The 25,335-nt window shown below is 48.1% G+C and carries 20 protein-coding genes; 11 read left to right on the top strand and 9 right to left on the bottom strand.

Annotated elements, in window-relative coordinates; all coding sequences use genetic code 11:
• Window positions 1-65: 65 nt before the first annotated feature.
• The 9 genes from PHW04_06735 to PHW04_06695 all read left to right on the top strand — a co-directional run bounded on the left by PHW04_06735 (window position 66) and on the right by PHW04_06695 (window position 11,262).
• Complete coding sequence (locus PHW04_06735; GenBank protein MDD2715575.1) at window positions 66-1,280, top strand: clostripain-related cysteine peptidase; 1,215 nt, start codon at window positions 66-68, stop codon at window positions 1,278-1,280.
• A 12-nt stretch (window positions 1,281-1,292) separates the two neighbouring features.
• Window positions 1,293-3,059, top strand: a complete 1,767-nt coding sequence (gene uvrC, locus PHW04_06730) for an excinuclease ABC subunit UvrC (protein MDD2715574.1) — start codon at window positions 1,293-1,295, stop codon at window positions 3,057-3,059.
• An 82-nt stretch (window positions 3,060-3,141) separates the two neighbouring features.
• Window positions 3,142-4,836 (top strand): hypothetical protein, encoded by a 1,695-nt coding sequence (locus PHW04_06725; GenBank protein MDD2715573.1) that lies wholly within the window; start codon window positions 3,142-3,144, stop codon window positions 4,834-4,836.
• Window positions 4,833-5,486, top strand: coding sequence for a hypothetical protein (locus PHW04_06720; protein ID MDD2715572.1), 654 nt, complete (start codon window positions 4,833-4,835; stop codon window positions 5,484-5,486). Before PHW04_06725 ends, PHW04_06720 begins: the two co-directional genes overlap by 4 nt.
• The gene (locus PHW04_06715) at window positions 5,473-6,195 is read left to right on the top strand and encodes an isoamylase early set domain-containing protein (protein ID MDD2715571.1); all 723 of its coding nucleotides are present in this window, start codon (window positions 5,473-5,475) and stop codon (window positions 6,193-6,195) included. Before PHW04_06720 ends, PHW04_06715 begins: the two co-directional genes overlap by 14 nt.
• 17 nt (window positions 6,196-6,212) lie before the next feature.
• Window positions 6,213-8,681: an S-layer homology domain-containing protein gene (locus PHW04_06710; protein ID MDD2715570.1), complete on the top strand. Its 2,469-nt coding sequence runs from the start codon at window positions 6,213-6,215 to the stop codon at window positions 8,679-8,681.
• Window positions 8,682-8,690: 9 nt separating this feature from the next.
• Window positions 8,691-9,098, top strand: coding sequence for a hypothetical protein (locus PHW04_06705; GenBank protein ID MDD2715569.1), 408 nt, complete (start codon window positions 8,691-8,693; stop codon window positions 9,096-9,098).
• On the top strand, window positions 9,098-10,294 hold the full coding sequence (locus PHW04_06700; GenBank protein ID MDD2715568.1) for a glucodextranase DOMON-like domain-containing protein: 1,197 nt from the start codon (window positions 9,098-9,100) through the stop codon (window positions 10,292-10,294). Before PHW04_06705 ends, PHW04_06700 begins: the two co-directional genes overlap by 1 nt.
• Window positions 10,291-11,262 carry a hypothetical protein gene (locus PHW04_06695; protein ID MDD2715567.1) on the top strand — a complete coding sequence of 324 codons (972 nt, stop codon included), beginning with the start codon at window positions 10,291-10,293 and terminating at the stop codon, window positions 11,260-11,262. Before PHW04_06700 ends, PHW04_06695 begins: the two co-directional genes overlap by 4 nt.
• Window positions 11,263-11,463: 201 nt before the next feature.
• On the opposite strand, the gene PHW04_06690 is transcribed toward PHW04_06695, so the two are convergent.
• From PHW04_06690 to PHW04_06675, 4 genes are all read right to left on the bottom strand, one after another.
• Complete coding sequence (locus PHW04_06690) at window positions 11,464-12,645, bottom strand: metallophosphoesterase (GenBank protein ID MDD2715566.1); 1,182 nt, start codon at window positions 12,643-12,645, stop codon at window positions 11,464-11,466.
• Window positions 12,646-12,902: 257 nt separating this feature from the next.
• Window positions 12,903-14,237: a sugar transferase gene (locus tag PHW04_06685; GenBank protein ID MDD2715565.1), complete on the bottom strand. Its 1,335-nt coding sequence runs from the start codon at window positions 14,235-14,237 to the stop codon at window positions 12,903-12,905.
• Complete coding sequence (locus PHW04_06680; protein ID MDD2715564.1) at window positions 14,234-15,631, bottom strand: nucleoside-diphosphate sugar epimerase/dehydratase; 1,398 nt, start codon at window positions 15,629-15,631, stop codon at window positions 14,234-14,236. The genes PHW04_06685 and PHW04_06680 overlap by 4 nt, the downstream gene beginning before the upstream one ends.
• A gap of 27 nt (window positions 15,632-15,658) precedes the next feature.
• A complete protein-coding gene (locus PHW04_06675) occupies window positions 15,659-17,026 on the bottom strand; it encodes a hypothetical protein (GenBank protein ID MDD2715563.1) in 1,368 nt (455 codons plus the stop codon).
• Between the two features lie 201 nt (window positions 17,027-17,227).
• Here PHW04_06675 and PHW04_06670 point away from each other — a divergent pair, with 201 nt between their 5' ends.
• A complete protein-coding gene (locus tag PHW04_06670; GenBank protein MDD2715562.1) occupies window positions 17,228-18,109 on the top strand; it encodes a C1 family peptidase in 882 nt (293 codons plus the stop codon).
• Window positions 18,110-18,128: 19 nt separating this feature from the next.
• On the opposite strand, the gene PHW04_06665 is transcribed toward PHW04_06670, so the two are convergent.
• The 5 genes from PHW04_06665 to PHW04_06645 are packed head-to-tail and all read right to left on the bottom strand — an operon-like array spanning window position 18,129 to window position 23,190.
• Window positions 18,129-18,794: a polyphenol oxidase family protein gene (locus PHW04_06665; GenBank protein MDD2715561.1), complete on the bottom strand. Its 666-nt coding sequence runs from the start codon at window positions 18,792-18,794 to the stop codon at window positions 18,129-18,131.
• The gene (gene dtd, locus PHW04_06660) at window positions 18,775-19,233 is read right to left on the bottom strand and encodes a D-aminoacyl-tRNA deacylase (protein ID MDD2715560.1); all 459 of its coding nucleotides are present in this window, start codon (window positions 19,231-19,233) and stop codon (window positions 18,775-18,777) included. The genes PHW04_06665 and dtd overlap by 20 nt, the downstream gene beginning before the upstream one ends.
• A 6-nt stretch (window positions 19,234-19,239) precedes the next feature.
• The gene (locus PHW04_06655) at window positions 19,240-21,132 is read right to left on the bottom strand and encodes a helix-hairpin-helix domain-containing protein (GenBank protein ID MDD2715559.1); all 1,893 of its coding nucleotides are present in this window, start codon (window positions 21,130-21,132) and stop codon (window positions 19,240-19,242) included.
• Window positions 21,132-21,941 carry a hypothetical protein gene (locus tag PHW04_06650; protein MDD2715558.1) on the bottom strand — a complete coding sequence of 270 codons (810 nt, stop codon included), beginning with the start codon at window positions 21,939-21,941 and terminating at the stop codon, window positions 21,132-21,134. The genes PHW04_06655 and PHW04_06650 overlap by 1 nt, the downstream gene beginning before the upstream one ends.
• 1 nt (window position 21,942) lies before the next feature.
• Window positions 21,943-23,190: a gliding motility-associated C-terminal domain-containing protein gene (locus PHW04_06645; protein ID MDD2715557.1), complete on the bottom strand. Its 1,248-nt coding sequence runs from the start codon at window positions 23,188-23,190 to the stop codon at window positions 21,943-21,945.
• 628 nt (window positions 23,191-23,818) lie between these two features.
• Here PHW04_06645 and PHW04_06640 point away from each other — a divergent pair.
• The coding region (locus PHW04_06640; GenBank protein ID MDD2715556.1) for an Ig-like domain-containing protein at window positions 23,819-25,335 on the top strand (1,517 nt) is incomplete at its 3' end.

The following is a 25,335-nucleotide window of genomic DNA, read 5'->3' as shown; positions in this document are numbered from 1 at the left end:
CTAAGAAACTGTAGAAAATCTTCACTTCGTTCAGATTTTACAGTTTCTAAGTATGAGGGGGAAGTATGAGAATCATCGCTAAATTCATCCTGATCATTTCAATCGTATTTTTTTCCTGTACATCCTCTACAGCTGGTGAAAAGTGGACATTCATGGTTTATCTGGATGCTGACAACAATCTTCAGCCTTTCGGCATGAAGGACTTAAATGAGATGGAAAAAGTCGGTTCGTCGGAAGATGTCAACATGGTGGTGCTGCTTGACCGCAATAATAAGGATAGCGATGATTTCATGACCGATTCCGGTGAGACTAACGATACATCTGAAGCCTTGTGGGACAATACCAGGCTTTACTACGTGAAAAAAGGGATTGACGACAAGAAGATCGAGTCTGAACTGATCGAAGACATGCCTGAGCAGAATATGGGAGATCCTAAAACTCTCGTCAGTTTTGTGACTAAATGCGTGGATAAATATCCTGCGGATAAATATTGCCTCGTACTCTGGAATCATGGTGACGGCTGGCGCGACAGACCCGCTGAGATCGAGAAGGGTATCTGCTACGACGATTCATCCGCTGGCGATGGTCTGACCATGGAAGAACTGAAAGGAGCGCTTGCTGATTGCGTAAAAAAAATGGGTAAAAAGCTTGCAGTGCTCGAATTTGATGCCTGCCTGATGGCAATGGCCGAGGTCTCCTCCCAGATCAGGGACTACTGCGAATTTGCTGCTTTTTCCGAAAAGACAGAACCTGGTGACGGGGACCCCTATGACACGATTCTGGCTGAACTCAAGGGTTCGACTGATGCCAAAGCTTTCGCAGTCATCATTGTGGATAAATACCTGGCCTCTTATGACAAGAATGTCACCAAATCAGCAGTGGATCTCTCAAAACTGGACACCCTGGAAAAAGCGATCGATGATTTCGCTGTCACCTTGAAGGACAAGATGAAAGTGAATGCGGCAGTGATCAATGAATCAAGGAATAAGGTCAAGGCTTTTGAAATTGACTCCTATGTGGACTTGATGGATCTTATGAAACTGTTCAAGGAAAAGATCAGTGACGAAGTGGTGGCTGCCAAGATAACTGCTGTCGAAAAAGCCCAGACTGAGGCAGTGGTGAAAAACGGGAAAATGGAACGTGCAAATGGACTTTCAATCTGGTTCCCGACTACAAAAAGCGAGTTCCAGGCCAAACCCGGATACCTGGCACTGGAATTCACACAGAAAACAGCCTGGGCAGAATTTCTGGGAACTTATTACGAAAATTCTCCAAACTGAAATATTTTGTTGATGAACAGAATCGAGCAGATTCTCCTGAACCTTCCCAATGACCCGGGAGTTTACCTGATGAAAAACTCCGAGGGTTCGATCATTTATATCGGGAAAGCCAAGAATCTCAGAAACCGTGTGAAGCAGTATTTCGGGGAGAACGCCTCATCCAAACAGGCTATGCTGGCCCGTACCATCGCGGATCTCGAATTTGTACTGGCCAGGAACGAACTGGAAGCCTTGATCCTGGAAAACAACCTGATCAAACAATACAAACCTCAATACAATGTGATGCTGAAGGATGATAAGACATATCCTTACCTCAAAGTTACCATTGGAGAGGAATTTCCAGCCCTTCTGAAAGTCAGAAAAATATTGCGGGACAATTCCGCTTATTTTGGACCGTTTCCGCATGCCAGATATCTGGACAAGGCCCGGGAGATCCTGCTTTCCTGTTTCGGGCTGCGGCCCTGCCTGAAAATCGGAAAGAAAGTCTGTCTTTACCATCATCTGAAAAAATGTCCTGGAATCTGTGAAAAAAAAATCTCATCTACTGAATACAGAATCAGAGTTGATAAACTGCTTTCCTTTCTGCATAACCAGTCCTCAGAGGCTCTAAGGGATTATCAGGAACGGATGGAACTGGCCAAAGGCGGGCTGAACTTTGAGGAAGCGGCCAGATACAGGGATCTGATCCAAGTGTTAAGGATGCTATGGGGTAAGAGCGAAGTGGAGTCCCTGAATTTGTCTGATGTGGATTATTTTGGCTGGCAGCGGGAAGGCGATGATTTTTTCATTCTGGTGCAGGCCAAACGCAAAGGCAAGGTCATCCGTTATTCCTTCCGCAGAATTAAAGTCCAGGAGTGGGAATCAGACGAAGAGATTCTACCTCTTGCCCTGATCGAGTTCTATGAGAAAGCACCTGATTTTCCCGGGTTGATTTATTTTCCCCAGAAGACACCGATAGAACCGGAGCTGCTGGAAAATCTGTTTCAGAAGCAATTCGAACTGAAAGTCGGGATAGTGAAAAAAGCCGGGGAAGAACATAAAAAAAGCGGGGATCTTTTACTGCGCAATCTCAGATTCAGGATCGATGAGTCTCACAGGATGGAAGATAAAACCAGGGCAAGCTTAACAAATACTGCAGAAATTCTCAGCCTTAGTAAAATCCCGGAACGCATCGAGGGGTACGATATTTCTACCCTGGGCGGCGAATTATCCGTAGCCTCGATGGTGGTCTTTTTGAACGGCAGGCCTGACAAGCAGTCATACCGCAAATTCAAGATGAATCTTCAGGGGATTGATGATTTCGGAATGATGCGGGAAGTGCTCAGTCGCAGATTGAAACATCCTGAATGGCCACTGCCTGACCTGATCCTGATCGATGGCGGCAGAGGGCAGCTGAATGCTGCCTGTGAGTCGATCGCAGACAGCGGGTTTTCTCTGGAAGCGATTTCCCTGGCTAAACGCGAGGAAGAAATTTATACCGGGCATCTCTCGTATCCTTTAAGACTTCCGCGCCACCACCCGGTATTGAGGCTGCTGGTCAGGGTCAGGGACGAAGCCCATCGTTTCGCTGTCGGTTTTCAACGTAAGCGCAGGCAGGAAAAGTTTAAAAGCGTCCTGGACGACATTCCCGGACTTGGAAAAAAGCGCAAAGAACTTGTCCTGGATTATTTTCCCAATATCGCTGTTCTCATGGAAGCCTCACCCGAAGAACTGGCCGGAATCCCTGGAATCTCCAGAAATCTGGCAGTCAGGATCATAGCTGCGATCCGGAAAAAATAGGTAGGCCGGTCTGTTTTTCCCTCAATTTATCACTGCTTATTCCGAAAAACTCTAAGAAAAAAGAATTTCCGAAGGGGTTTACATGTTAAAAAGCCTGTTTTTCATAATCTTTATTCTGTTCATGTGGGCCGCGTATCCCTGCGCAGCGGCTGTAGTACTGCAGGCCAATCTTGATCTGGATCCTCCCAAAGTAGTCAGTATCTCTATTACAGACACCACTCCCGGGAGTAATCACGGCATGATTTATCCCGACATTTTCAAGGAAGGACAGCTGGGAGTGGCAATCGAATTCAGCGAAGACATGAAAACGGGAATCGACCTGACCAAGGGACAGGTGAAAATAATGTTCAACAGCGGGCGCAAACAGACTGTTGAAATCGGCGAATGGGTCTCCAACAGATTCTGGGTTGGAGGCATTGATTCAGACGTTGTGATCGACAATTATTCGGATCAGGGGAAAATCTGGGTGGTGGCACAAGGCGCGCAGGACCTGGCTGGAAACACGCTCAAGGAAGCCAAAAGTGCGATTTATTATCTGGATATCGCGCCCACTTTCAGCACTCCCAAGATTTTTCCCAATCCGATCAGTAATTTTGATTACATCGTTTCAGTAGGCGCTTCTGAGGCACTCGTAGGTCCACCTCAAGTCACTGTAGGCGGGCAGACTGTAGACATGAGAAGCCTGACAGCACTTACCTACATCGGTTCCCTTCACATTGTCCGTGAAGTGCTCGGCCCGAACGCAGTACAGGTTTCCGGGATAGATCTGCACGGAAACACAGGGCATTGGCCGCAAACCAAGAATGATCAGATCATAAAAGCCTTTGGCAGGTTGATGGTGAGTGAAATCGGATCAGGAGGCGGAGTTCTGACCACACCTGATGATACCTGCGAGATCAGTTTCCCGGGTGACGCAGTGTCCCAGAGTCACTTTTTCATGGCTTTTAACCAGAAACCTGATTTCGAAATCCCTCCCGGCAGTTCATTCGTAGGAGACCGGCTGATTGCAGTCTATCCTCAGATGGATCTTGGAAAAAAGGCGACAATTACCCTCAAGTGCGATCAGCAACCCGGTTGTGTCGGGCTTTTCACATATCGCGGGAACACGCTTGATTTCGTCGGGAAAGCGGATTACAGGAACGGGGCTTATGTGGCGGAAACGCGATTTCTGGGACCGCTGGCTTTCATCACAGACAGCAATTCGCCTGTGGCAGAACTGCAGGAAGGTGCCTGGCGCAACGACAAGTATCGAGCCAGTGTGAAGCTTTCCGACGATCTGAGCGGCGTGGATTGGACCAGTGTCCGGATCGATTGCAACGGTAGCGTTGTGACCAGACTTGAACCCAGGGTCGAGGAGAACCGCGTGGAATTCGACCTTGAGTATGCATCCGGGCGAAATTACAGCCTCACGGTCGACGTGTCTGACCTCCTCGGGAATAATGCAAAGAGGTATTTATCGCTTAAAGCCCCGGCTGTAGCCGGCTTGAATTATTTCCGACTCTATCCTCAACCGGCACTAGGCGAAGTGAATCTGGATTATTCTTACAATCAAGTTCCGAGCAGATTGTTCTTCAGGCTGTTCGACTCTGCCGGGATCAGGGTGCTCTCTCAGGAAATCACTCCTCTGCAGACCGGCAGCTGCAGCATCAGGCTGGAAAAGAGGGGCAGAAAAATTGCATCCGGAGTTTATTTTTACAAATTGCAGTCTGATTTTGGGGGAAACTATCGTACAGAGCAAGCCGGAAAAATCAGCGTGCTTGACGGGGAGGGGAAATGAGGAAAATACTGCTTGGTGCATTTCTCGCTACTCTGCTGACCCTGCATCTGGGGTGCGGCGGCTCCACTATTGGAGAAACCGGGCTTGCCACATATGCGGATCCTGTCGGAGATGTATTAAGCAATGGCTGGCTGGTTTTCAACAAGGGAAGTTACAAGAGCGCCAAATCGGAATTCGACAGCGCCATCCATATGAATCCGTCCCCCAAGCAGCTTGCGGATGCTTATGCCGGGATGGGTTTCGCCTTGGCTAAGGAAAACGGGCTTGTGGACGGCCTCCCTTACTTTGAGAAAGCCCAGGAATTGAACAAGGATGCCAGGGTCGGTCTGGCAGGATACTATCTGGATCTCTGCGATAAAAGCTCTTTCCATAAAGGGATTGAGCTTCTGGAATCACTGGGGGTTCAGAACATTAACAGGAAATATGTGCCCGAATACAACAAGGACCTCTCTGACATGAATGTTCATGCTCTGCTCGGCCTGCTCTACTATTATGCCAATCGTTATTCCGAAGCATATGCGCAGTTGAAATATTCCCAGCAGATCAACGAACCACTCCCGCAGGCGGATGTTAAGCAGGTGACGAGCAATTTTCTCTCGAAACTGGAAGGAGTCGTCGGCAGCGACGGCAAAACCTATGTACTTGATTAAAAAATGGGATATCTGCCTTTTTTTTCTGCTGGCCCAGGCATTGCTTTCTGCCGAAGACGGACCTGAAAACGTGGAAGATGGCGTGATCTTCCGCTATCGGGACCCTGGAGTAAAAACAGTCTCGATTGCCGGTGATTTCAATGAGTGGAGTAAAGACAAGGATCTGATGAAATTTGACGAAAAGCAGAATTGCTTCCTGATCAAGCTTAGCCTGGACGAAGGGGAATATGCTTACAAATTCGTGCTGGACGGGAATAAATGGATCAAGGATCCGTTCGCGAAAAAATTTGCTGATGACGGATTCGGGGGGCAGAACAGCATTGTAACTGTCAAAAGACCGGAAAAGAAAGCAGGAATTTCCGGGGGAACTCCAGAAGCCGGTACTGGGGAAGTCGGCACCGGGGAAGTTGATTCTGCCGAACCAGGCCGGGCCGGCAATGCCCGATTCACCTATAAAAGCAATTCTGCGAAAAGTGTGGCTGTAGTGGGAAGTTTTAACCAATGGAACCCGACCAGGAACTATCTCAAATCAGACAGCGGAAACGGGGACTGGGAGACTACTCTTTATCTTCCACCAGGTGAGTATATCTATTTTTATGTGATCGACGGCAAGGAATGGCGGATTGACGCCAATGCTGCCGTCACTAAGGATGACGGTTTCGGCGGGAAAAATTCCGTAGTCGTCATCAAGGGCGAAGGCGGACAGTGAAATTTACCATAGTTTTCATGATCTGTTGTCTGGCTCTCCCTCTCTGCGCGGGGTTGTTCGAAGATGTGCCTCAGAATCACTGGGCCTATGAAGCAATCGACAATCTGGCTAAAAAGGGCTATGTGGACGGATTTCCGGACGGGAAGTTCCAGGGGACTACACCCATCACCAGATATGAAATGGCTGTAATGGTCTATAAGCTCCTGAACAAAGTGACAGACGTGGAGAGTTCTGGGGGCACCATCACGCAGGAAGACGCCGGCACCATCCGCAAGCTGATCACAGAGTTCCGCGATGAGATCACCGCGATCGGAGTCAGGGTGGAGAAGGTGGAGGAACGGCTGAATGCTTTGGAAAAGGGCCAGGATGACCTGAAAAAGGAAGACAAGAGATTCAGCATTTCAGGAGAATATTCCGGCAATATTGCATATTTCCGCAAGGATAACGCTGACTACAGCTCGGATATTGCAGACACTGGAGATAAAAACCGCGGATTCCATAAATCCCAGCATAATGTCAGCCTGTTTCTGACAGGGAAGCCTGCAGACAGCACAGAGGTCTATACCAGGCTGGAAGGCTCGATCAACAAGCCAGAGTCCGGCGACAAGGCAACCATCGTCTATGACGAACTCACCCGCAAGGTGATGAATGGAAATACTCCTGCAGCCTTTATCAAAGGATATCAGCCCGGTGACACAGTCTCGATCATAGCCTGGTCCAATCCTGACATGGATCAGACTGCCTTCAATGTAGTGGGCAGCACAGGCGAAATCAAGCAGAGTACGGGTGAAATCGTCTACACCGACCGCTATGCCAGTGAAGTTAAAATTGCTGAGGGCAACAAGAATCTGTTCCACCTCGATAAATTCCACTTCAAGGTGGACTCAGCGAGATGCAACCTGAGATTTTATTCAGGCAGAGAAGGTTTTACCGCCCTTACTGACCCCTTGAGCATTTTCAACTGGAACTGGGGCTGGGTCTCGGATCTGGCTGCCTATTCCAAGCCTTACTCTGGGCTTGAAATCAACGGGAAGCTGACCAAGGATGTCTCCTCATTCAGTTCACTGATCAAACAGCTTGATTCTGACCGCGACATAATTACCACCAGGCTCAACTACACCTTCCCCAACGGTATGATTCCTGACAGTTCGCTGATCTGGGGCTGGACTTACCTGGAATACATGAAAGAGATCAACCAGCCTCAAACCTCCCAATACGGGAAATATGCCTATGGCCATTATTCGAGGCTGGAAGGCACGGATTTCACTTATTCTTACGATGACCAGAAGCGCAAGGGAACCTGGACCGGGGAATATCTCTGGAATCAGCACGGCCGGTATCCCAATCAGATCAGCCCATTCTGGATGAATCCTGCCAACAACAAACTGTACCCGATTTCTTACCTGGAGCCTGATACCCTGGAAATCGATCAGGATACAGGTTTCTGGACTTCGCTGAGCTACAAAAACGGTCCGGCCGGCCTTGATTATGAATTCTATGATTATGGTCCCAGATTCTGGATTGAGACCAATGAATGGATCAAGTGGCGCTATCATTACGGGGAAGCGACAGACGACGACAGTGATTACTGGTACAACGGACGTGTGGACTGGGAAAAAAGCCCTGATATTTTCATCAACGACTGGGTGATTCTGCCGACCAGCTATGCAGAGCGGCACAGCCGGGTCAAGGGGTCCTACGACTTCGATCTGGGAAATTCCCAGAAGGTGGCTACGGAATTCACATACGACCAGCTGGAGTTCGGCCAGGGCTTGACAGAGGAGGGACATCTTTACAAATTCCAGGCTTTCCCTAAATATACAGCCAACCTGTCCGGAGAATTCCTGGCTTTCCAGCATTTCGATCCGGGTGACGAGCAGGGAAAGACCAAAACAGAAGTGAAACTAAACAGCATTCTCAACCCTGACCGGAACACTAAATGGGACTTGGGGGTCTGGGCGCTCAGTGACTCGGACGATCTGGACGCAGCTTACAAAGGGCGGAGAAAGGATGGAGTCTGGACCCAGTACGGCTACAATCAGACCGATAAAATCTGGATGCAGTATTTCTGGAATTACAATCAGGACAGCATCAATTTCATCAACAAGACTGGAGTGAACGAGGAAGCTGACGACAGCAAGTTCGAAATCCAGTCCAATGTTGATCTCTCATCCATAATGTCGGCTTCGTCCAAGAACTATATCAAGCGGACCTGGCCGAAAAACGGGAATATGAGCACAACCAAATTTTACAAGCTGGTGCTTAAAAATAATTTCACTGAAAATCTCAAAGGTAAGGTCGGCTACTGGTGGAATCAGGTGGATGATGAGACCTGCACCCATCACTTCAATCTGAACTTTTCCTACACACCGAACAGTGCGACTGAATTGAAGCTGGAATATTCTCCTGGCAACAAGTTCGACAAGGAAGAACCGCTCAAAGCGGAACGGAAGATCTGGCTGTTCACTGCAACCACGCAGTTCTAAGGCGGAATGATGAAAAGAACAATTTTAATCGCACTGATGTTCACTATGACATTCCTGTTCAGCGGATGCATTCATCATAATGCTCTTACCCCAACTGAAACCATGTGGTATGCCAAGGTATTTTTTCCTTATACAAACAGTATTCTGGACGGACAGTACAAGCTGATCATCATCAAACCGAATTTCGCTGTCGGTGATACCAAACGTTACGATTGGAGACTGGACCCGACCTGCGAAAAGATCCAGAGCGACAATTCATACAAGGAAGTACCGATTGGCGGTCTGACAGTAGAGATTACAGTTCAATCCACTGACTGGACTGACAATCCCGTTATTCCGGCAATGGTCGTTTCCGGATCTTTCAACGCCTGGGCTACAACTGAGACCGGGGAAGTTGTTTTCAGGAGGATATATTGATGAGAAAGCTGCTGCTGCTGTTGTGTGCAACAATGCTGATTGCAGGCTGTCAGCAGCCTAAAATGCCGCCGCTGGTCGGCAGATCTGAGAAAAAGACCTGCTTTGAATGGCAGGATAAGACATTTGATGATCATGGACCAGGCACGTACACCTATCCCAGAGATGAAAATCTATACGAACGCGGTACCTTTGATCTGATAAGATTTCAAGTGATAGATGCCGGGATGGAGATCTATTTCAGGATGGAATTCCGCGGCAGGCTCAATAAGCAGGGTCTGCCGACAGAGGCTTCAGGCTGGAATCATCAGCTGATCGACATCTACATAGACACCAATCGCCTTGAAAGACTGGGTTATAAAGAGGCTCTACCAGGCAGAAACGTGACTTTCAAACCTGATTCCGCCTGGGAAAAGGTGATCCTGGTTTCCCCATTGGAAGGCTGGGAAATGAAGAGCTATATCGAGGAAAAAACCGAGCATCTGGAACTTAAAGACATGCTTATTAAAAAAGAGCTGATCGTGCCTGATTTCTATTTTGTGTCTGAATCTGTGATCGTAGCCAAGGTGCTGAAAAAAGACCTTGGCGAACCACTCCCGAACTGGGGCTATCAGGTGCTGGTAATGGGGTTCGATAAAAACAACACTGATCCCAATGCCTTCATGAACATGGAAGTCAAAGCTGTCAGGGGTACCAATAATTTTGGCGGAGGTTCCAATTTCTCCGGCGATACGAACGTGATTGATTTATTAGAGAATTCGGAAGGACAGCAGGAGAAAGAATTGCGCGTCTTCACCTCGAATGGTTTCAAGAGTGACGACAAGCTGGCAGTGATCCCGATGATGTATCACCAGACTGCGCAGAGTGAAGTCCTGCTGCCAACAGCGGTCGAGCAGAAAATCCCATCTGCGCAGAAAGAAACTGTGGTCATACCCCCAATCCGGACTAAGCAACTTTCAGAAATCTGCCGAAATAATATGCGAGAGCTGCTGGATAGTGCGAAGAAATACTGGGCGGAAAACCCTGATGACCCGAATGTGACAGTCTACGATCTGCTGCTGGGAGGGTACATCAAGGACATTCCGAAGTGTCCTGCCGGCGGCCGCTATGATGTTTTCGGCGAGGATACTAAGAAGCTGAAAGTTAAATGCTACAACCCAGGGGGCGAATCGCATGGCATCTATGAGGAGGAAAAATGAATAAATCCGGACTGTTGGTGTTGCTCATATTATTTACGATCTCCAACGCGCAGGCGCTGGTCTACCAGCAGGTACGGTACACTGGCCTGGGTGAGGCTTCCTGCCGCGCCATCGGCATGGGGGAGGCTTTCATTGCAGTCTCCGACGATGCTTCAGGGGTGTTCTGGAATCCTGCCGGCCTCGCCAAGATACCCAGCGGCCGCCGTTATGGTGAAGTGATGCTGAAGGCCAATCTGCGCAATGAACTGAGTTATGACTCAATGGCGTTCACTGGACAGAGTTATGAAGATGACGAGGATGTCACTTTCACGATCGGCGACTATCTGGAAAACAGGCTGCAGCCACCCAAGAGTGATCGCAGGGTCAATTACAACTATGGTTTCGGCATTATTTCTGAAAACGGAGTGGATGCCTATAAAAATACCAACCTGGTGTTCGCTGCAGCCAAGGCTTTTGACTCTGTTTTCTGGCGCAAGAATTCCAAACTTGCCGGCGGGATCAAGGTCCGCTGGTCAACTTACGATAATTACATGCAAAACAATCAGGTCAGTACCTTCAATGAAGGCGCTCTCAGCGCTGGCGGCATTTACTGCTACAGCGATTTTCTCTCCATCGGCATGACTCTGGACAACCTGTTCCGCGACAGTTCATTCGATGTACCGACGATCGCAAGCCTCGGATTCGCCTTCCACGTCGATCCCACCACCATTGTCGCAGCTGACGGGTACAACCTGATCGATGCCAAATCTCTGGACAATGTCAGCCAGGACAATACGGAATTCAGGATCGGAGTTGAAAAAACTTTTCTGGACAGGGATCTGACTTTGCGGTTTGGCAGCAAGAACGGAAACCTGAACCTCGGCATGGGAATGAGAATCACGGAGAATTTCAACCTTGAATATGCATTCATGGGTGATTATGATACTGATGTGAGCCAGCACTTCATGGGCTTCGAAGTATTATTCTAAGGCTGTTGAAAAGCGGCGTCTGCTGCGTCGCACTCAGCCTTCGTCACTTCATGTACCTCTAAGTACACTCCGTTCCTCAGGCTTCGCGCTTCTTGCATTCAACCGCTTTTGAACAGCCTTATGGAATTCTGTTTAAAAACTCATGCTGAATCCGGGTTGGACCAGTGTAGCAGGATTTAAATCTTCTGCGTCGCCCTAATCTTAAAATGTATCCGAGATCTGGTAAGTTCCGGCGGTAGAGTCATATTTATAGACTTCACACTTCACTGTGCCGTTTTTCACAGTCACCAGCACGAAGTGATAATATCCGCCTTTAGCGGCAGAGGTATACAACGGAGCGCCTGCTCCGCCGACAATCACGTTCTCCACGCCTTCGACAGTCTGCCTGTTGTAGAAATGCTCGTGTCCGCAGAAGATGTATTTGACTCCATTGTCCTTGAACAACTGGAGCAGTGCGTCGCGGTCAGCAGGATAGATGTTGAGCGAGTCGTTGTAATGCTGGCCCTGGCTTTTCAATGGATACAGCGGTCTGTGCACGAATACGAATTTATTCTTGGCTGTACTGCTGGAAAGTTCGGATTTCAGCCAGTCCATCTGGGCTCCACTGATCGGGAAAGAGCCTTTCGTGTATTCTGTGTTGAGAAAGAAAAAAGCGCAGTTACCAAAGTTCAGGGAATAATAAAAATCCTTCTGAGGAATCTTGAACAGCTTGGAATCCCACACTGTGTCTGCGGCTTTCTTGGTGTCGTGATTGCCTAGCGCTGCCACAAAGGGAATGTCGGCATTCTTGGTGTCCTGGATGAAGGTGAGCCATTCATTGTAGACTGTCGGGCCACTCACCATGTCTCCATTATTGGCTACCATCACACCCTTGAATTCCTTGATTTTGGAAAGCAGCGCCTTGTAAATACCTTCCCCGTCGCGGCAGTCTCCCAGTATACCGAAGCAGAAATTGGCCGGAGCCTGGAATTGGGAAAGCTCATCATAACCCCTAAGATCCTGGGCAGCCTGGAGAGCCTGGTCCGCGTTCCCGGCCTGGACAGCGCGCTCAGCGGCACGTTCAGCTTCTGTGCCGACGATCAGAAGCGAGGCCGGGGTATTTTCAATCCTGATTGACTGTGCTTCAGGGTCCTGGACCCAGTATTTACCATCCACTACATACATGTAGGGATATTCGCCAGGATTGATTTCCATTTTCAGCGTGAAAACTCCGTCAGGTCCTTTTTGCATAGGGTTGGCGTCCTGTTCCCAGTCCATGCATTCCATGGCTATGCAAATTGTCTTGGCTTGTGGTGCCTTGAAATGGAAATAAACATCAATGTCTCTGGCAAAAGTGGCGGTCAAGAAGGCGCAAAGCAGAAAAAGCATGGAAATTTTAGGCATCTTAAGCCCTCCTAATAAATTCCATACTCTAGTCCTACTTTAATGTTATGCTGAAAAGCAGATTTGTCAAACAGAAACGGAGACAAACTTCTAATCCCACTCCGCATCTCCTCGCTAAGCTCGTCGCTGCTTCGGGGATAAGTTGCTGTAGCAAAACCCTCACCAAGTGGTTCGGAATTAACAGCTCTAATCCAGCTGTGCTGGATAAGTTGCTGTAGCAAAATCCTCACCAAGTAGGTTCGGGTTTTTAACAGCAACTAATATGCACCTTCGCGCCGCAGCACTACCAGGATGGTTTTCAAAATGATTTTCAGGTCCAGCATCAGGTTATAATTCTCGATATAGAAGAGGTCCAGTTTCAATTTCTCGATAATTGAGAGGTCCGCCCTGCCGCTGATCTGGGATAATCCTGTGATCCCGGGCTTGGTCTGGAACACCCGCTTCTGCCAGGGCAGATAATCTGCAGTGATTTCAGGGACTTCCGGCCTTGGTCCGACCAGGCTCATGTCACCCTTGATGACATTGATCAGCTGGGGCAGCTCGTCCAGGGACCATTTTCTGAGAAAACGTCCGAATGGATAAATCCTGGAATCGTTTTTAGCCGTGAGCAGTGGTCCGGTTTTGTCTGCCTCAGGACGCATGGTGCGGAACTTGTACATGCTGAAAATCTTGCCGCCTTTACCGGTTCTGCGCTGAAGGTACAGGATGTTCCCTTCAGGTGAACTGAATTTGATCAAGGCAGCGATCACAGCCAGGATCGGGGAGCAGAAAATCAGTACCAGGATGGCGACCAGATAATCGAGCAAGTCTTTGAATACCAGATGCCAGGTCCCGGGATTTTTCCTGGTGGTCAGGAGCAGGTATCCGCCGACTTCTGTGATTTCGAAATTAGCTTTGTAAAAATCGAACAATCCGGGCAGCAGTTTCAGAGTGATTCCCAGTTCCGTCAGATTCGATGTGTTTTTGAGGATTTCATCTTCGCTCAAACCCTCAGTATCAAGAAAGACTTCGTCGATCTGATAAGTGTTGATCAGGGTAAGCACTTCCTCGCCGATCAGACGGACGGAATGGTTGCAGTCCGGCCATTTCAGAACAGGCAGGTATCCATATTCAGGGTGTTTCTGCAGAAAATCCATCAGATTTCTGTTTTCAGCGGAATAGGAGATCAGCATCACTCTTCTCAGCAGGACCTTGTTCTGCCAGTTGATCATGGCGAGAGTCAAAAGAATCATTCTCCAGCACATGAAAAAAAAGGAACCCAGCAGGTAAAAAAAGACCAGGATGATTCTTGAAAAACCCAGCGAGCGGCTGAAAAAAACTACGGAAGTCAGAACCAGCAATGCAATGAAATTAGCGAGCGGGATGGTCAGAAAATTTGAAATTCCTGCGTAGCGGTAATTTATCTGATAAATCCCGAAAAAGTAAAAAATCAAAGGCGTCACCAGGATGAAGAATGGCAAAATATCCAGATAATTCGCAAATTCATGCGGCGGGATTTCGTAGCCGAATCTAAGATAGAAACTATAGAGTACGGCAACCTGCGTCAGCAGAATGTCAAAAAGCAGGGAAACCAGGATCTCGCGACGGTTCATTTCAGCTCACAGGTCCCTTCTTTTTCACAGAATTCCTCCAGCTTATCCTTGAGCCGCCCGTCCTGACAGTCGATTTCTTTTTCCAGGCTCTGGAGAAGGGACGTCAGTTCAATACTTTTAAATATTTTAGGATTTGAAATGAAAATTTTCTGGTTTTTAGTGGTGGTCAGATTCTCTTCCTTGGTCAGAAGCTCTTCCATCAGCTTTTCACCCGGTCTGAGGCCTGTGATCTTGATTTTTATCTCTTTGTCCGGAATGTAGCCTGACATGATGATCATCTGTCTTGCCAGATCCATGATTCTGACCGGTTCGCCCATGTCCAGAATGAACAGATCCCCGCCTTGTCCAATGCAGGAAGCCTGGATCACCAGCTGGGCTGCTTCGCTGGTAGTCATGAAATAACGGATGATGTCCGGATGTGTTACAGTCACAGGACCGCCCCGGCTGATCTGCTCTTTGAAGAGCGGCACCACGCTTCCCTGGCTCAGGAGCACATTGCCGAAGCGCACTGCTCTGAAGGAGGTATGGTCGTCGCTGGCAGAAAGGCACAGGGCTTCCGCCACTTTCTTTGTCATGCCCATCACGCTTTTTGGCCGTACCGCTTTATCCGTGGAAATGAAGACAAAGCTTTTTGCACCATGTTCCCTGGAGAGATTGACCAGGTTCCTGGTGCCGAAGATGTTGGTTTTTACGGCTTCATCCACCTGCTGTTCAAGCAGAGGAACATGTTTGTAAGCTGCGGCATGGAACACAAAATCAGGTTTGCTGCTCCGAAAAATCTTCTGCAGTTTGGGAAGATCAAGGATATTGGTGAGATGCAGCTGATATTTTCCCGCAATCTGACTTTTCAGGTCCAGGTCCAGGTGGTAAAGATTGTATTCGCTCTGATCCACCAGTACCAGATTTCCAGGCTTGCAGCGGGAAAGCTGCCTGGTGATTTCAGAACCGATCGAACCGCCTGCTCCAGTGATCAGGATGGTGCTGTCCTTGAATTTTTTGCGTAAGGAAGTGGCTTTGATCAACACTTTTTCCCGGCCCAGCAGGTCTTCGGGCTGTATCTCCCTGATCTGCTTGAGGCTGACTTTTCCCTGAATGATTTCAGAGATACCAGGCACGATCTTGAAACTGACCCGGGAGGCTTCGCATTTATCGATCAGGCTTTGAATGGTGGTGGCTGTGGCAGACGGGATCGCGATCAGGATTTCGTCTATTTCAAGCCGGTTGGCGAGCTCTGATATCTGAAAACGGGTGCCGAGTACCTTGACGTTTTTATAGGATGTGCCGAGCTTTTTCTCATCATCATCGATGAAACCGAGAATTTCATAACTGCGGAGGAGCTTCAAGATCTCATCGGCCACCATCCGTCCAGCTTCTCCGGCGCCGATTATCAGCACCTTTTTCTTTTTCAGGATAGCCTCCGTTTAAATGATTTTCTGTGAATTTGGATCAATGAATTCCAGCATCGGACTGTCGAGCGGGATGAGAGAGCGGTCGGCACAGGGTGGGATATCTTCAAGCATCCGTCTCACCCGAACTGCGCGCTGGTAACCGTCCATGCGATTTTCTTTTTTCAGCCCGCTGATGATGGATTCCATTTTGTCGAACAGGTATGCCCTGAAAAAATAGATTTCAGCCGGATTATAACTGTTGATCGTGATGTCGACATCGATCAGGTACGGGATCAGTGAACGCAGCTCCCATTTCCGGACATAATGCCAGTGACCAAAAGTCTGATACGGGTTTGTGCCTCTGGATTGGTCGTCGCGCACTGAGCGGCGCATGATGCGCCAGTCAGTCCAGCGGGTGAAAAGATTGCGGAATTCCCGTGGATTTTTGTATTTGTCGTCATAGAGCAGGATTGGCATGCATTCGATATAGACTTTGATTTTTTTCTCTTCAGGAGTGGAAGCTGTGATTTCCGGGGTCAGTCCATGCAGACAGTCGATCAGTACAATTGAATCGCTGCTGATGCTGACTTTTTCCGAACCGGTCTGAGTGGATGTCTTAAAGTCATAAATCGGTTTATCGATCTCCTCGCCATCGATCAGCTGCCTGATGTGCTGGTCGATCAGGGATATTTTCAGGGCTTCCGGTGATTCATAGTCAGGGTCGCCGTATTTGTCGATCGGAAATTCATTCTTGTTCTTGAAGTAATCGTCCACATGCAATGGATACAGATTCAGGTCCAGGTTGTGCTCTTCTTTTAAAAGCCTTGTGATCCAGAGTGTGGTTGAAGTCTTATTGGAGGAAGACGGACCTGCCACAATGATCACCCGTGCACCCTCGTTGATCTTTTCCTTGACCTTGAGAGCTGCCATGGAAAGTTGCATCTTGTAATATTTTTCGTAGGTCTGCATCAGTTTGACGACTTTTTTTTTGTCCTGGCCGATTTTGACAAGCTGCTTGAGGGTCAGGCATTTGTTGAGGCCGCTGATCACCGCAGTGTCAAAAATCACCTGATATGGCACACCCAGGTTGATCCAGGCAGGGAGCCGCTTGCTCTTCACCAGGGATTTCTGAGCTGTGAAAACAAGGTATGCTTCAAGCGTGGCATCGTGTGCGCCCTCTTCCAGGGCGTCGATGATGGTTTCATTGATCTGGCGGGTAGTGATATTGGAATACGGGAATGCATCGTATCTCTTCTGAATAAAGGGCATCACATCAGCCACGAATTTTTCCCGGTTGAAACCCCTGATCTGCTTGATCACTTCCCAGAGGACTTTCTCGGTTTTATGGATGTCGAACGGTTCAGTACGGCCCTCGGAATGGATAACTTCTTTGATTTTCATGGCTGACCTCTTTGCCGGGTTTTATTGAAACTAACTTCTCCAAACAGTTCTAATCATGAATATTATAACACCATTTGATCACTTGAAGCCACACAGAAGTATCGACCGGTTGATATTTTAATGGCAGCGTCCAAATTCGAGTTTACAAAATTGTTTTTGCATGTCATAATTATGATAAGACCTGAGTATCGGGAGGGAAGTATGAAGAAGGTCCTGGTTTTAATTTCCATCATTTTTTACTCCAATTTTTTGCTTGCAGCAAGCCTTGAAGGCATCAGTGAAAATCGTATGCTGCGCTTCAGCCAGGCTTGCAGAATAGCCGCTTCCGAAGGAGCGACATACACTCTTTCGCTGGATGCGATGCCCGAAGGTGTGAATTATGAGGACTGGTGCGGGTTGTCCTCCTTGGAAAATCTTCCGGATGCTGGGAGAATCAATGTGTCAAACTCTGCCCGGGATCTTCCGGAAAAGTTCGACTGGCGTGATAAAAATGCGGTGAGCCAGGTGAAAAATCAGGGAGGCAGCATGACCTGCTGGGCTTTTGCCCTGACAGGAGTATTCGAATCAGTGATCATGATGAAGACTCATACCCAGGTGATTCTCTCGGAACAGGACCTGGTCAACTGCAACCAGTATGGTTACAGCTGCCAGGGCGGCAAACTGGATGCCGGCAAGTATTTCCAGGACATTGGTGCAGCCCTGAGCAAGGACTGCCCATACGTAGGGCAGGACACGGCCTGCAACAACGCCTTATCCAGGCCATATAAAATCACCAGCTGGAGCTTTCTGGGCCAGACGCCTTCAGTGGAGGAGATCAAACAGGCTATCATGAGTAGCGGACCAGTGGCCTGCGCAGTCACAATTGACAACAATTTCGGATTATACAGCGGTGGAGTATATAATCATGATGCCCAGGGACCCGTCAACCACGGCGTGATTCTGGTGGGATGGTTTGACCGGATGGGAAATGGCTGCTGGATTTTAAAGAATTCGGGTGGTGCCCAGTGGGGTGTAAAGGGTTTCATGTACATTGAATATGGCAAATCTCACGTTGGTACGACTCCAGTGGTGATGACCTACTGATTTTACAGATTAGAACGGATCATGATTTCAGCATGAAAAATGCGGCGTTTCTCATTTTCGTGCCATCGCGGCGGAAGGAGAAAAAGCTTGGATCATGACAGGTGCAGAGACCGCTTGATGTGATATTATCTGCCGGGATTCCTGAATTGATCAGAATTGTCTTGATCACCCGGGGCAGATCCACCCTGAATTCCGGGGAATCAGGACGGTATCTGGTGGAAAACTCCCGGTAAACAGCTTCTCCCACTTCATAGCATTTTCCGCAGATCCCGGGACCGATTAAAGCTTTGATCCCTCCCGGTTCTGACCCGGACAGCATGATCTCCAGGGATTTTTCCACCATCCCGTTGAATGTTCCCGCCCGGCCGCAATGGGAGAGAAGAATCAGATTGTCGGAATAAAGATACAGGGGAACGCAATCTGCGTGTGAGGTAATCAGCAGCACATTTTTTTCAGAAGTGTAAAGCCCGTCCCCATCAATCAGTGGCGCAACCGAATCACCTTTGAAGATGAGAGTACTGTGAATCTGCTTCAGGCGCACCGGTACAACCGGTAGATCGAGAAATCTCTGCTGCATGCTTACTTCGGAAAACAGTGTATTTAGAGAGAGCGGGATTTTAGTGAATCCTGCCAGGAGCCGGGCGCTGTCCTGAAAAATAATCAGATCACTTCGATTGATACTCATTTTTACTGTAAACCATGATGCTGACAGGCCCGTCATTTTCCAGAGTCACTTTCATGTGAGCACCAAAAATGCCGCGTCTGACTGTTAATCCGAGTTTTTCCACTTCAGTACAGAAATAATCATAAAGTGAGCTGGCTTGTTCTGGTTCCATCGCCTCAGTAAATGAAGGACGGTTGCCCTTTCTTGTATCAGCGTGCAGGGTGAACTGCGAGATCGCGAGCATTTCACCCAGGACATCCAGGAGCGAGAGATTCATCTTGCCCAGGTTATCGTTGAAAACCCGTAGATTGACAAGTTTTCGAGCCAACGCTGCAGCTTCGGATTCGTTATCTGCGTGTCCCAGGCCAAGCAGTACAAGCAGTCCTGCACCGATCTCTCCTGTGATTTTTCCATCAACAGTAACTTTTGCATAGCTGACCCGCTGGATAAAGGCTCGCATATTCTCCTAAAATTTCGAATTAAACGAAACATGCCAGGTGCGCTCATCATCAAAATGGCCGGCTTTGTTTTTTGAGTAACCGACATCATAATTAGTCGCCAGATAAGTGTTTTTATTGAATTCATAATTCAGTTCGCAGACTGCTTCATCGCCTGATCCATCATCCGGATCATTGCGGTAAACATTGAAAGCAGGGCCGATGCTTAACTTATGGTATTTTTTCACGCACTCCAGCTTGTGATAAGCAGCATTGGAGTCCTTGAAAGCAGTGTTCTTGAAATTGAGCTTCCAGGTAGTTGTTTCGTCGGCCTGATATTGCGTGGAAAACGCCATGTTGTTTTTATACTTTGTCTCGTCATAATTATTATCCTTGTAGGAATTCGTCACATTGAAACTCCATTTGGCTGCAGGCTCGTAATCCAGATAAATACTGTAGTCATGCAGATCCCTTACGTTTTCCGTGAAATAATTACCCTTTTTCTTGGTGTTCGTGAAATCTAATGAGAAAGTTGAACTTTCCAGGAACTTGTAGCTCATTTTGAAATATCCTTCCAGCAGGCCCTGGAACGTATAGTTGCCGCCACCTGCTTCGAAATACGGCTGCAGGAGGCTTATAATGCGGTACGTTGGCGTGACCGAGTTCAAGGAACAGGTCAGCGAGTAGTTCCCCATGGTGGTGAAGATTTTGCCATATGTAGAATAGGCTTTGTTGGCCACACTGTCGAACTCTATGAATGCTGAAGTGTCATTGGTCAGCTGTTTGCTGCCGTTCAATGAAAGGCAGGGAAAATTATTGCCAAACCTGTGTTCGTGCATATTATACCCGACCATGGAAAACTTGGAGTCTTTGCCTACATTGAAATTGAATTCCCCGCCAAAGACGCTTCCATCTCTTAGAGGCATGTCGGCCAGAAACAGGGAATTGTCCCAGTTGTTTTCAAAGTGATAGAGGCGCAGTCCGCTGATGTGTTCGCTGCTGCTTTTGGCGACCAGAGGAGATCGCACAGGCGGGAGATAGAAATTTCCGATCAGCAGCTTGTCTTTCAGTTCTTTCCTGAAATGCGGTCCGTCAATGTCTTTCATTTTTTCTTCCTGTTCAGCAGGCAGCTCCTTAGGCGGAAGAGTGGGGCCGTCCTGATCCCGACGTACATAACGGATATTTGCCTTGTTCGTTTCGTACAATGCTCTTTTGGAATCTTCGGTAGTGAAATACTTGTTCTCATCATAATCTGACAGCAGATACTGGCCACCGACTACTTCCTGTTTCTTCTTCTGAATCTTGGGTTTTCCATTGAAATAATCGTCCAGGAAGGTGATCGCGTCACCGGCTTTCTCCTCGCGCTCCTTTTTCAGATCCACGGTCTTGAAAAGTTCCAGATCAGGCTCGTTCTTGATTTCATGCGCCTTGGTAATGTCCACCCTTTTATAGTGGTTGAGAGTTACGCTCCTGAAGTATTCCCACTTATCTTTGTTGAAGAGTTCGTTGTTGTTCTTGAATGTTTTCTTTTTACTCAGGTTTACTTCAACAGCATCGTAGACATTGACCTTCATCTTGCCGAAGTCCTGGGCTGAAGCCAGTCCATCCACCAGATTATACTGCTCCATGAATACATATCCGGAAAGCGCGTCCCTGAATCTGGTTTCCAGCGGTGTGACTTTAAGATCATATTTAATCAGTTCGAATTTATCATCCCCGATGATCGGGATCACTTCCTCGATCCGCTTGAATTCCCCCTTATCCAGCCTGTATTTCATGATGTTATCCGCATCCTGCTCGGAGATCCCATATAGAGTCATCAATTGTTCCTGCTGTGCCAGATTCAGATCGATGCGGTCGTCGATCCTGGCTTCCAGAACCTGGAAGGAAAGCAGAATAAAAAGCGTCAGCGCTATTCTCATCAGAACTTGATCCCCAGCGATACCCTGTGAGTTAAGGACAAATCAACATGAGATGTGAAAGAATAATCGATGTTGATGTCTCTGTGCTCAAACCCCATTCCGAATGAGAGTCTCTGAGGTTGAGTCCTGTATCCGACCCTGAAAAAAACACCATCCCCGAGTTCCATCTCCTCTCCAACGTGAACAGCAGTTTTATCTTCACGCAGCACAGTCTGCGGCTTCTCGAAATCAGCCAGCAGCTTTATTTTCTCGTTGGGTAAAAACAGAAACCCCAGCCTGTAATATGCCCTGAGCTGCTCATCGACATTTGGATGATTGGCGTTCCTGCCTGAAAAGGCGATTTTGGCTTTGCTGGTCAGGTCTGAAATCAGGCCGAAATCGATGCCTGTATCTTTATGGTGCTCTGTATTCTCAATTGCAGTCATGAACTGATTGAAACTGAAGCCGATCCGATGTCCCTTAAGTACTTCCCTGGCTACTGAGACAGTATACTTATGCTCCTTGTATTTGCCTGTACCGAATTCCTCGTTGGCGAATCCCATGTTGCAGAAAGGCAATACTGGCGTGGTGATTCCGATATACCGGTCGATCAGTTCGCTGATGTTGTAAAGTTTGGAATAAGAAGTCAGCATTTCCCGCCTGAAATTCAAGGCCACGCCTGCCGGGTTATAGTGCATTGCAGCCGGATCGTCTGCCAGCGCGATGTAAGCGCCGCCCATTGCTTCGACCCTGGCTGAAATGTCCTTGTCCTCATATTCGGCCATGGCTGCGGATCCGAACAATATCAAAAAAAGCAGCAGTAATTTCATTTCATTCCATTTTTTTGGAAACCACTATGGTTCTCTTTTTTTCGTCCAGTCTGTCATCATAGTCCCTGACTCCAATGTAATAAATATAGATTCCTGTTGGTACGATCTCGGTATAATCGTTTTTCCCGTCCCATTCGACATGGATTTCACCTTTCAGCAGGGCTTTTTTTTCGAAAAACAGCCTGATCAACCTGCCGTTGATGTCATATATTTTGACTGTGGATTCCTTGGCGTCCTTGGAGATATGAAATGAAATCGTGCTCCAGTCGCTTTTGGAATTGCCGTTTGGTGAAAACGGGTTTGGAATTGCCTTGTCATCAGTAATCCTGATGTGTTCGGCCTTGAACTTGTCCGATACCAGAAGAAAATAGGAGAAGTGCATGATCTCCCATTTGACGATTTTGGTGGTTGAATTCGATTCTCCACCGATCCGCACCCAGGAATTGAGGGCAGGATTAAGCCAGTAGAGTTTCAGATACTTTTCGTCTGCCGTACCCAGTTCATTGGTGGAGTAGTTGATGGTTAGAGTCACAGGTCTCTTGAAATACATCTCCGGGGTCATCTGCCAGGCCATGGCAGTGCTGGCGTAATTAGAGTCGCTCGGGAAGGCAGGCGCATTCGGGATGGACGCCGGAGTTACTTTCACGATCGAGATTGACGTGTTGGAGAGAACAGCTCCGACAGGGAAAGTGAGAGTGAGACCGCCTGGTCCTGTAGCTGTGCCGCCTGCCAAGCCTATGCTGGTGATCGACTGGCTGCCGATCCAGATGTCTTTAGTGACATTCGCGATGGTTGTCCCTGTATTTACTGTGATTCCGCTCAATGTGAAAGTAAAATGACCCACATCCGAGGAAATGCACTTGAATTTGGCTCTGGCGATCTGCACACCCATGCTGATCTTGCCGACTCCGCTGTCTTCGATGGAGAAGGTGATTTTTCCGTCAGTATTCTTGATCGTATTGGCAACCAGGTTATACTCATTGCCGAAGACTGTCCCCAGTGCCATCTGACCGTCGCTGCCTGAGTTGGGAATATCCGGGCAATTGTCCTGGCCCTCGAAATGAGTTTTGTCGAATTCCAGGGTAAAGGCAAGCTTCTGAAATGCTTCGACACTGGAGAGGTTGATGTCAATGTAGAAAACTTCGTTGAGGGAGACCTGAGTCTTGGTGGTGATAAGGGACATTGAGGAAGCTGCCCAGGCGGAATTAACGAAAAAAAACAACAGAAAAAGGAAAAAAGTCCTTCTCATACAGTTGTTTTCGGAATCAGTGGGAAAAATATTAGATTAGATCTGTTGAAAGAAGGGGCGGAAATCTCCCGCCCCTAATGTAGTGTACTGGCTTAAGTGACACGGAGCTTTTTCAGATAACCGATAAGCAGGGCTCTGGCAATCAGGTACATGGAGTAGTTGTTAATGCCCAGCATGATATTCACCTTCTTTCCTGTCCGGTGAAAAACATGCATCTGCTTCGTTGCACTCATCCTCGTCGCTGCAACGTACTGTTAAGTACGTCTCGCTCCTCGGAATCGTGCGCCTTGCATCTGCAAGTTTTTGACCGGACAGCATTAAACAAGCAAAGGGGATGCCAATGTGATGAATGGCATTATGACGCAATATAATATTAAGCTATTTACTCGAACTCGGAAAAATCCCAGGCAGGCAGAAACAGTAGGATTTTTAAGCAGACTGGGAGTATTTCGGACAGGTTCTTAATTTGCTGATTTTGAGAACTTTGCTGATTTATCTCGCTTAACCAATGGTATTGTGTCCAATTAAAATGAACTTTATCAGCCTAAAAAATTGAAACATCACCGGTTTTTTTGTAAATTATTGAACACAGATTCAAAAAACAAATTAACAATAAGGAGAACTTCAGATGCCGAAAAATCTATCCGGGAAAAACATGAGAAGGACATTGCTGAGCATAGTCCTGATCGGCAGCTTTATTGCAGTTTTTCTGGCAGCCACAGGCTGCTTCGGAACCCATGGTACAGGCAATGGCAGCCTGGCCAGCAAGATCATCACAGGCATTGCCAACAATACATTTCTCAAGGCCAGCGATGTCACCGGATTTTGCTGCTACATCCAGGACAAGAACGGCAAGAAGCAGAATATCGCCTATGGCCTGCCAGTATTCCTGGACGACAGCTCAGGCCGCTTCACGGCTCACCTCCTGACTTCCGCTGATTTCGACGATCTGCCGCGCGTCTATGTTCTGGAGTACAGGCTGAATTCCGTCGATAAAATGCTCCTGAACGTGAAGAGCAGGATAGTGGACGGCGAAATAGTATCCTTTACTCTGCCCACTACAATTGCAAGCATGTCCCTGCTCAATACAGGTGCAGGCATTACCGGCTCAGACCTGTCCAAGGCGACCACGATCCACGGGATGGTTTCCATTATCGCTGACAAACTGGAAGGCTCCAACTTCAACCAGGCCACGATCAATATCCCCGCAGTCTCCCAGGCCCAGGCCACAGTGGCAGACCGCCTCGGCTTTACCACTTCCGACCTTGACAGCGCTACAGCAGCCAACACTGCTACGGGTCTCGCAGACATCTGCGCTCTCCACAGCCTGACAAATGAAACCCTGATGGATGAAGTGGCCAAGATCGCGGTTCCTACCACAACCTACAATGTAGCTACTATCACCGGCAATGCGACGATTGATACCACCAAAGACACTTTTACCAGTCTGACCAACAACAATTCCGTTGTTGCAGATTCAGAACTCTATCCGACATTCACGATTTCCGCCATCAACGATACAGTGGTGACAATGGGAGCCAACAACAACGGAGTGGTAACTCTGACAGGATCTCCGACTTTCAGGATCCCGCAGAGCGAAACAGTCGCCACCCCGGTATTCTGCGCCACTTTTACGGCCCTCAGCAAGAATTTCACCACTCCGCTGAGAGTCGTGTTCTACGATGCAGGCAGCAGCGCTACAATCGAGCTTTCCGACCTTTCCTACGTTCTGAATGACAGCTCCTTCACAATCCCTGAAGAAGCCAAGGTTTCAGTCAATTACAGAAAAAACGGCGCAACAGTTTCCGCCACTTACAACAATTCGGAAAAAGGGATCTTTACAGCCTCAGGCAACACAGTAAATCTGAACATGACAGCTCCGATGGCCAGGACACTGTTCAGTACGGTCAACGGCATGATCGCCAACGGCTCATCGTACAATTACCGCCTGATTTTCGACCTAAACCTCAAAGTAAACGGTGCCACCTACAACGAACTGGCAGGTTCACTCAAGGCGGCTGATCCGGCCCAGGACACCAGCGAACCCATGGTAGTCAATGTTTTTCCGGCAGCAGACACCACTGATGTGGCGGTCAATTCGAAAATCTCGGCTACATTCAGCGAGGCGATGGCAGCTTCCACGAT

Source organism: Candidatus Wallbacteria bacterium (genome assembly GCA_028687545.1).
Taxonomy (GTDB): Bacteria; Muiribacteriota; JAQTZZ01; order JAQTZZ01; family JAQTZZ01; genus JAQTZZ01.
This window is presented reverse-complemented; position numbering and strand designations above follow the sequence as displayed.

Coding starts and splice junctions, on each gene's coding strand:
- PHW04_06720 (MDD2715572.1), top strand. CDS start 4,833: ATGAGGAAAATACTGCTTGGTGCATTTCTCGCTACTCTGCTGACCCTG.
- PHW04_06685 (MDD2715565.1), bottom strand. CDS start 14,237: ATGAACCGTCGCGAGATCCTGGTTTCCCTGCTTTTTGACATTCTGCTG.
- dtd (MDD2715560.1), bottom strand. CDS start 19,233: ATGCGAGCCTTTATCCAGCGGGTCAGCTATGCAAAAGTTACTGTTGAT.
- PHW04_06665 (MDD2715561.1), bottom strand. CDS start 18,794: ATGAGTATCAATCGAAGTGATCTGATTATTTTTCAGGACAGCGCCCGG.
- PHW04_06645 (MDD2715557.1), bottom strand. CDS start 23,190: ATGAGAAGGACTTTTTTCCTTTTTCTGTTGTTTTTTTTCGTTAATTCC.
- uvrC (MDD2715574.1), top strand. CDS start 1,293: ATGAACAGAATCGAGCAGATTCTCCTGAACCTTCCCAATGACCCGGGA.
- PHW04_06705 (MDD2715569.1), top strand. CDS start 8,691: ATGAAAAGAACAATTTTAATCGCACTGATGTTCACTATGACATTCCTG.
- PHW04_06655 (MDD2715559.1), bottom strand. CDS start 21,132: ATGAGAATAGCGCTGACGCTTTTTATTCTGCTTTCCTTCCAGGTTCTG.
- PHW04_06700 (MDD2715568.1), top strand. CDS start 9,098: ATGAGAAAGCTGCTGCTGCTGTTGTGTGCAACAATGCTGATTGCAGGC.
- PHW04_06715 (MDD2715571.1), top strand. CDS start 5,473: ATGTACTTGATTAAAAAATGGGATATCTGCCTTTTTTTTCTGCTGGCC.
- PHW04_06710 (MDD2715570.1), top strand. CDS start 6,213: ATGATCTGTTGTCTGGCTCTCCCTCTCTGCGCGGGGTTGTTCGAAGAT.
- PHW04_06675 (MDD2715563.1), bottom strand. CDS start 17,026: ATGAAAATCAAAGAAGTTATCCATTCCGAGGGCCGTACTGAACCGTTC.
- PHW04_06725 (MDD2715573.1), top strand. CDS start 3,142: ATGTTAAAAAGCCTGTTTTTCATAATCTTTATTCTGTTCATGTGGGCC.
- PHW04_06670 (MDD2715562.1), top strand. CDS start 17,228: ATGAAGAAGGTCCTGGTTTTAATTTCCATCATTTTTTACTCCAATTTT.
- PHW04_06690 (MDD2715566.1), bottom strand. CDS start 12,645: ATGCCTAAAATTTCCATGCTTTTTCTGCTTTGCGCCTTCTTGACCGCC.
- PHW04_06695 (MDD2715567.1), top strand. CDS start 10,291: ATGAATAAATCCGGACTGTTGGTGTTGCTCATATTATTTACGATCTCC.
- PHW04_06650 (MDD2715558.1), bottom strand. CDS start 21,941: ATGAAATTACTGCTGCTTTTTTTGATATTGTTCGGATCCGCAGCCATG.
- PHW04_06735 (MDD2715575.1), top strand. CDS start 66: ATGAGAATCATCGCTAAATTCATCCTGATCATTTCAATCGTATTTTTT.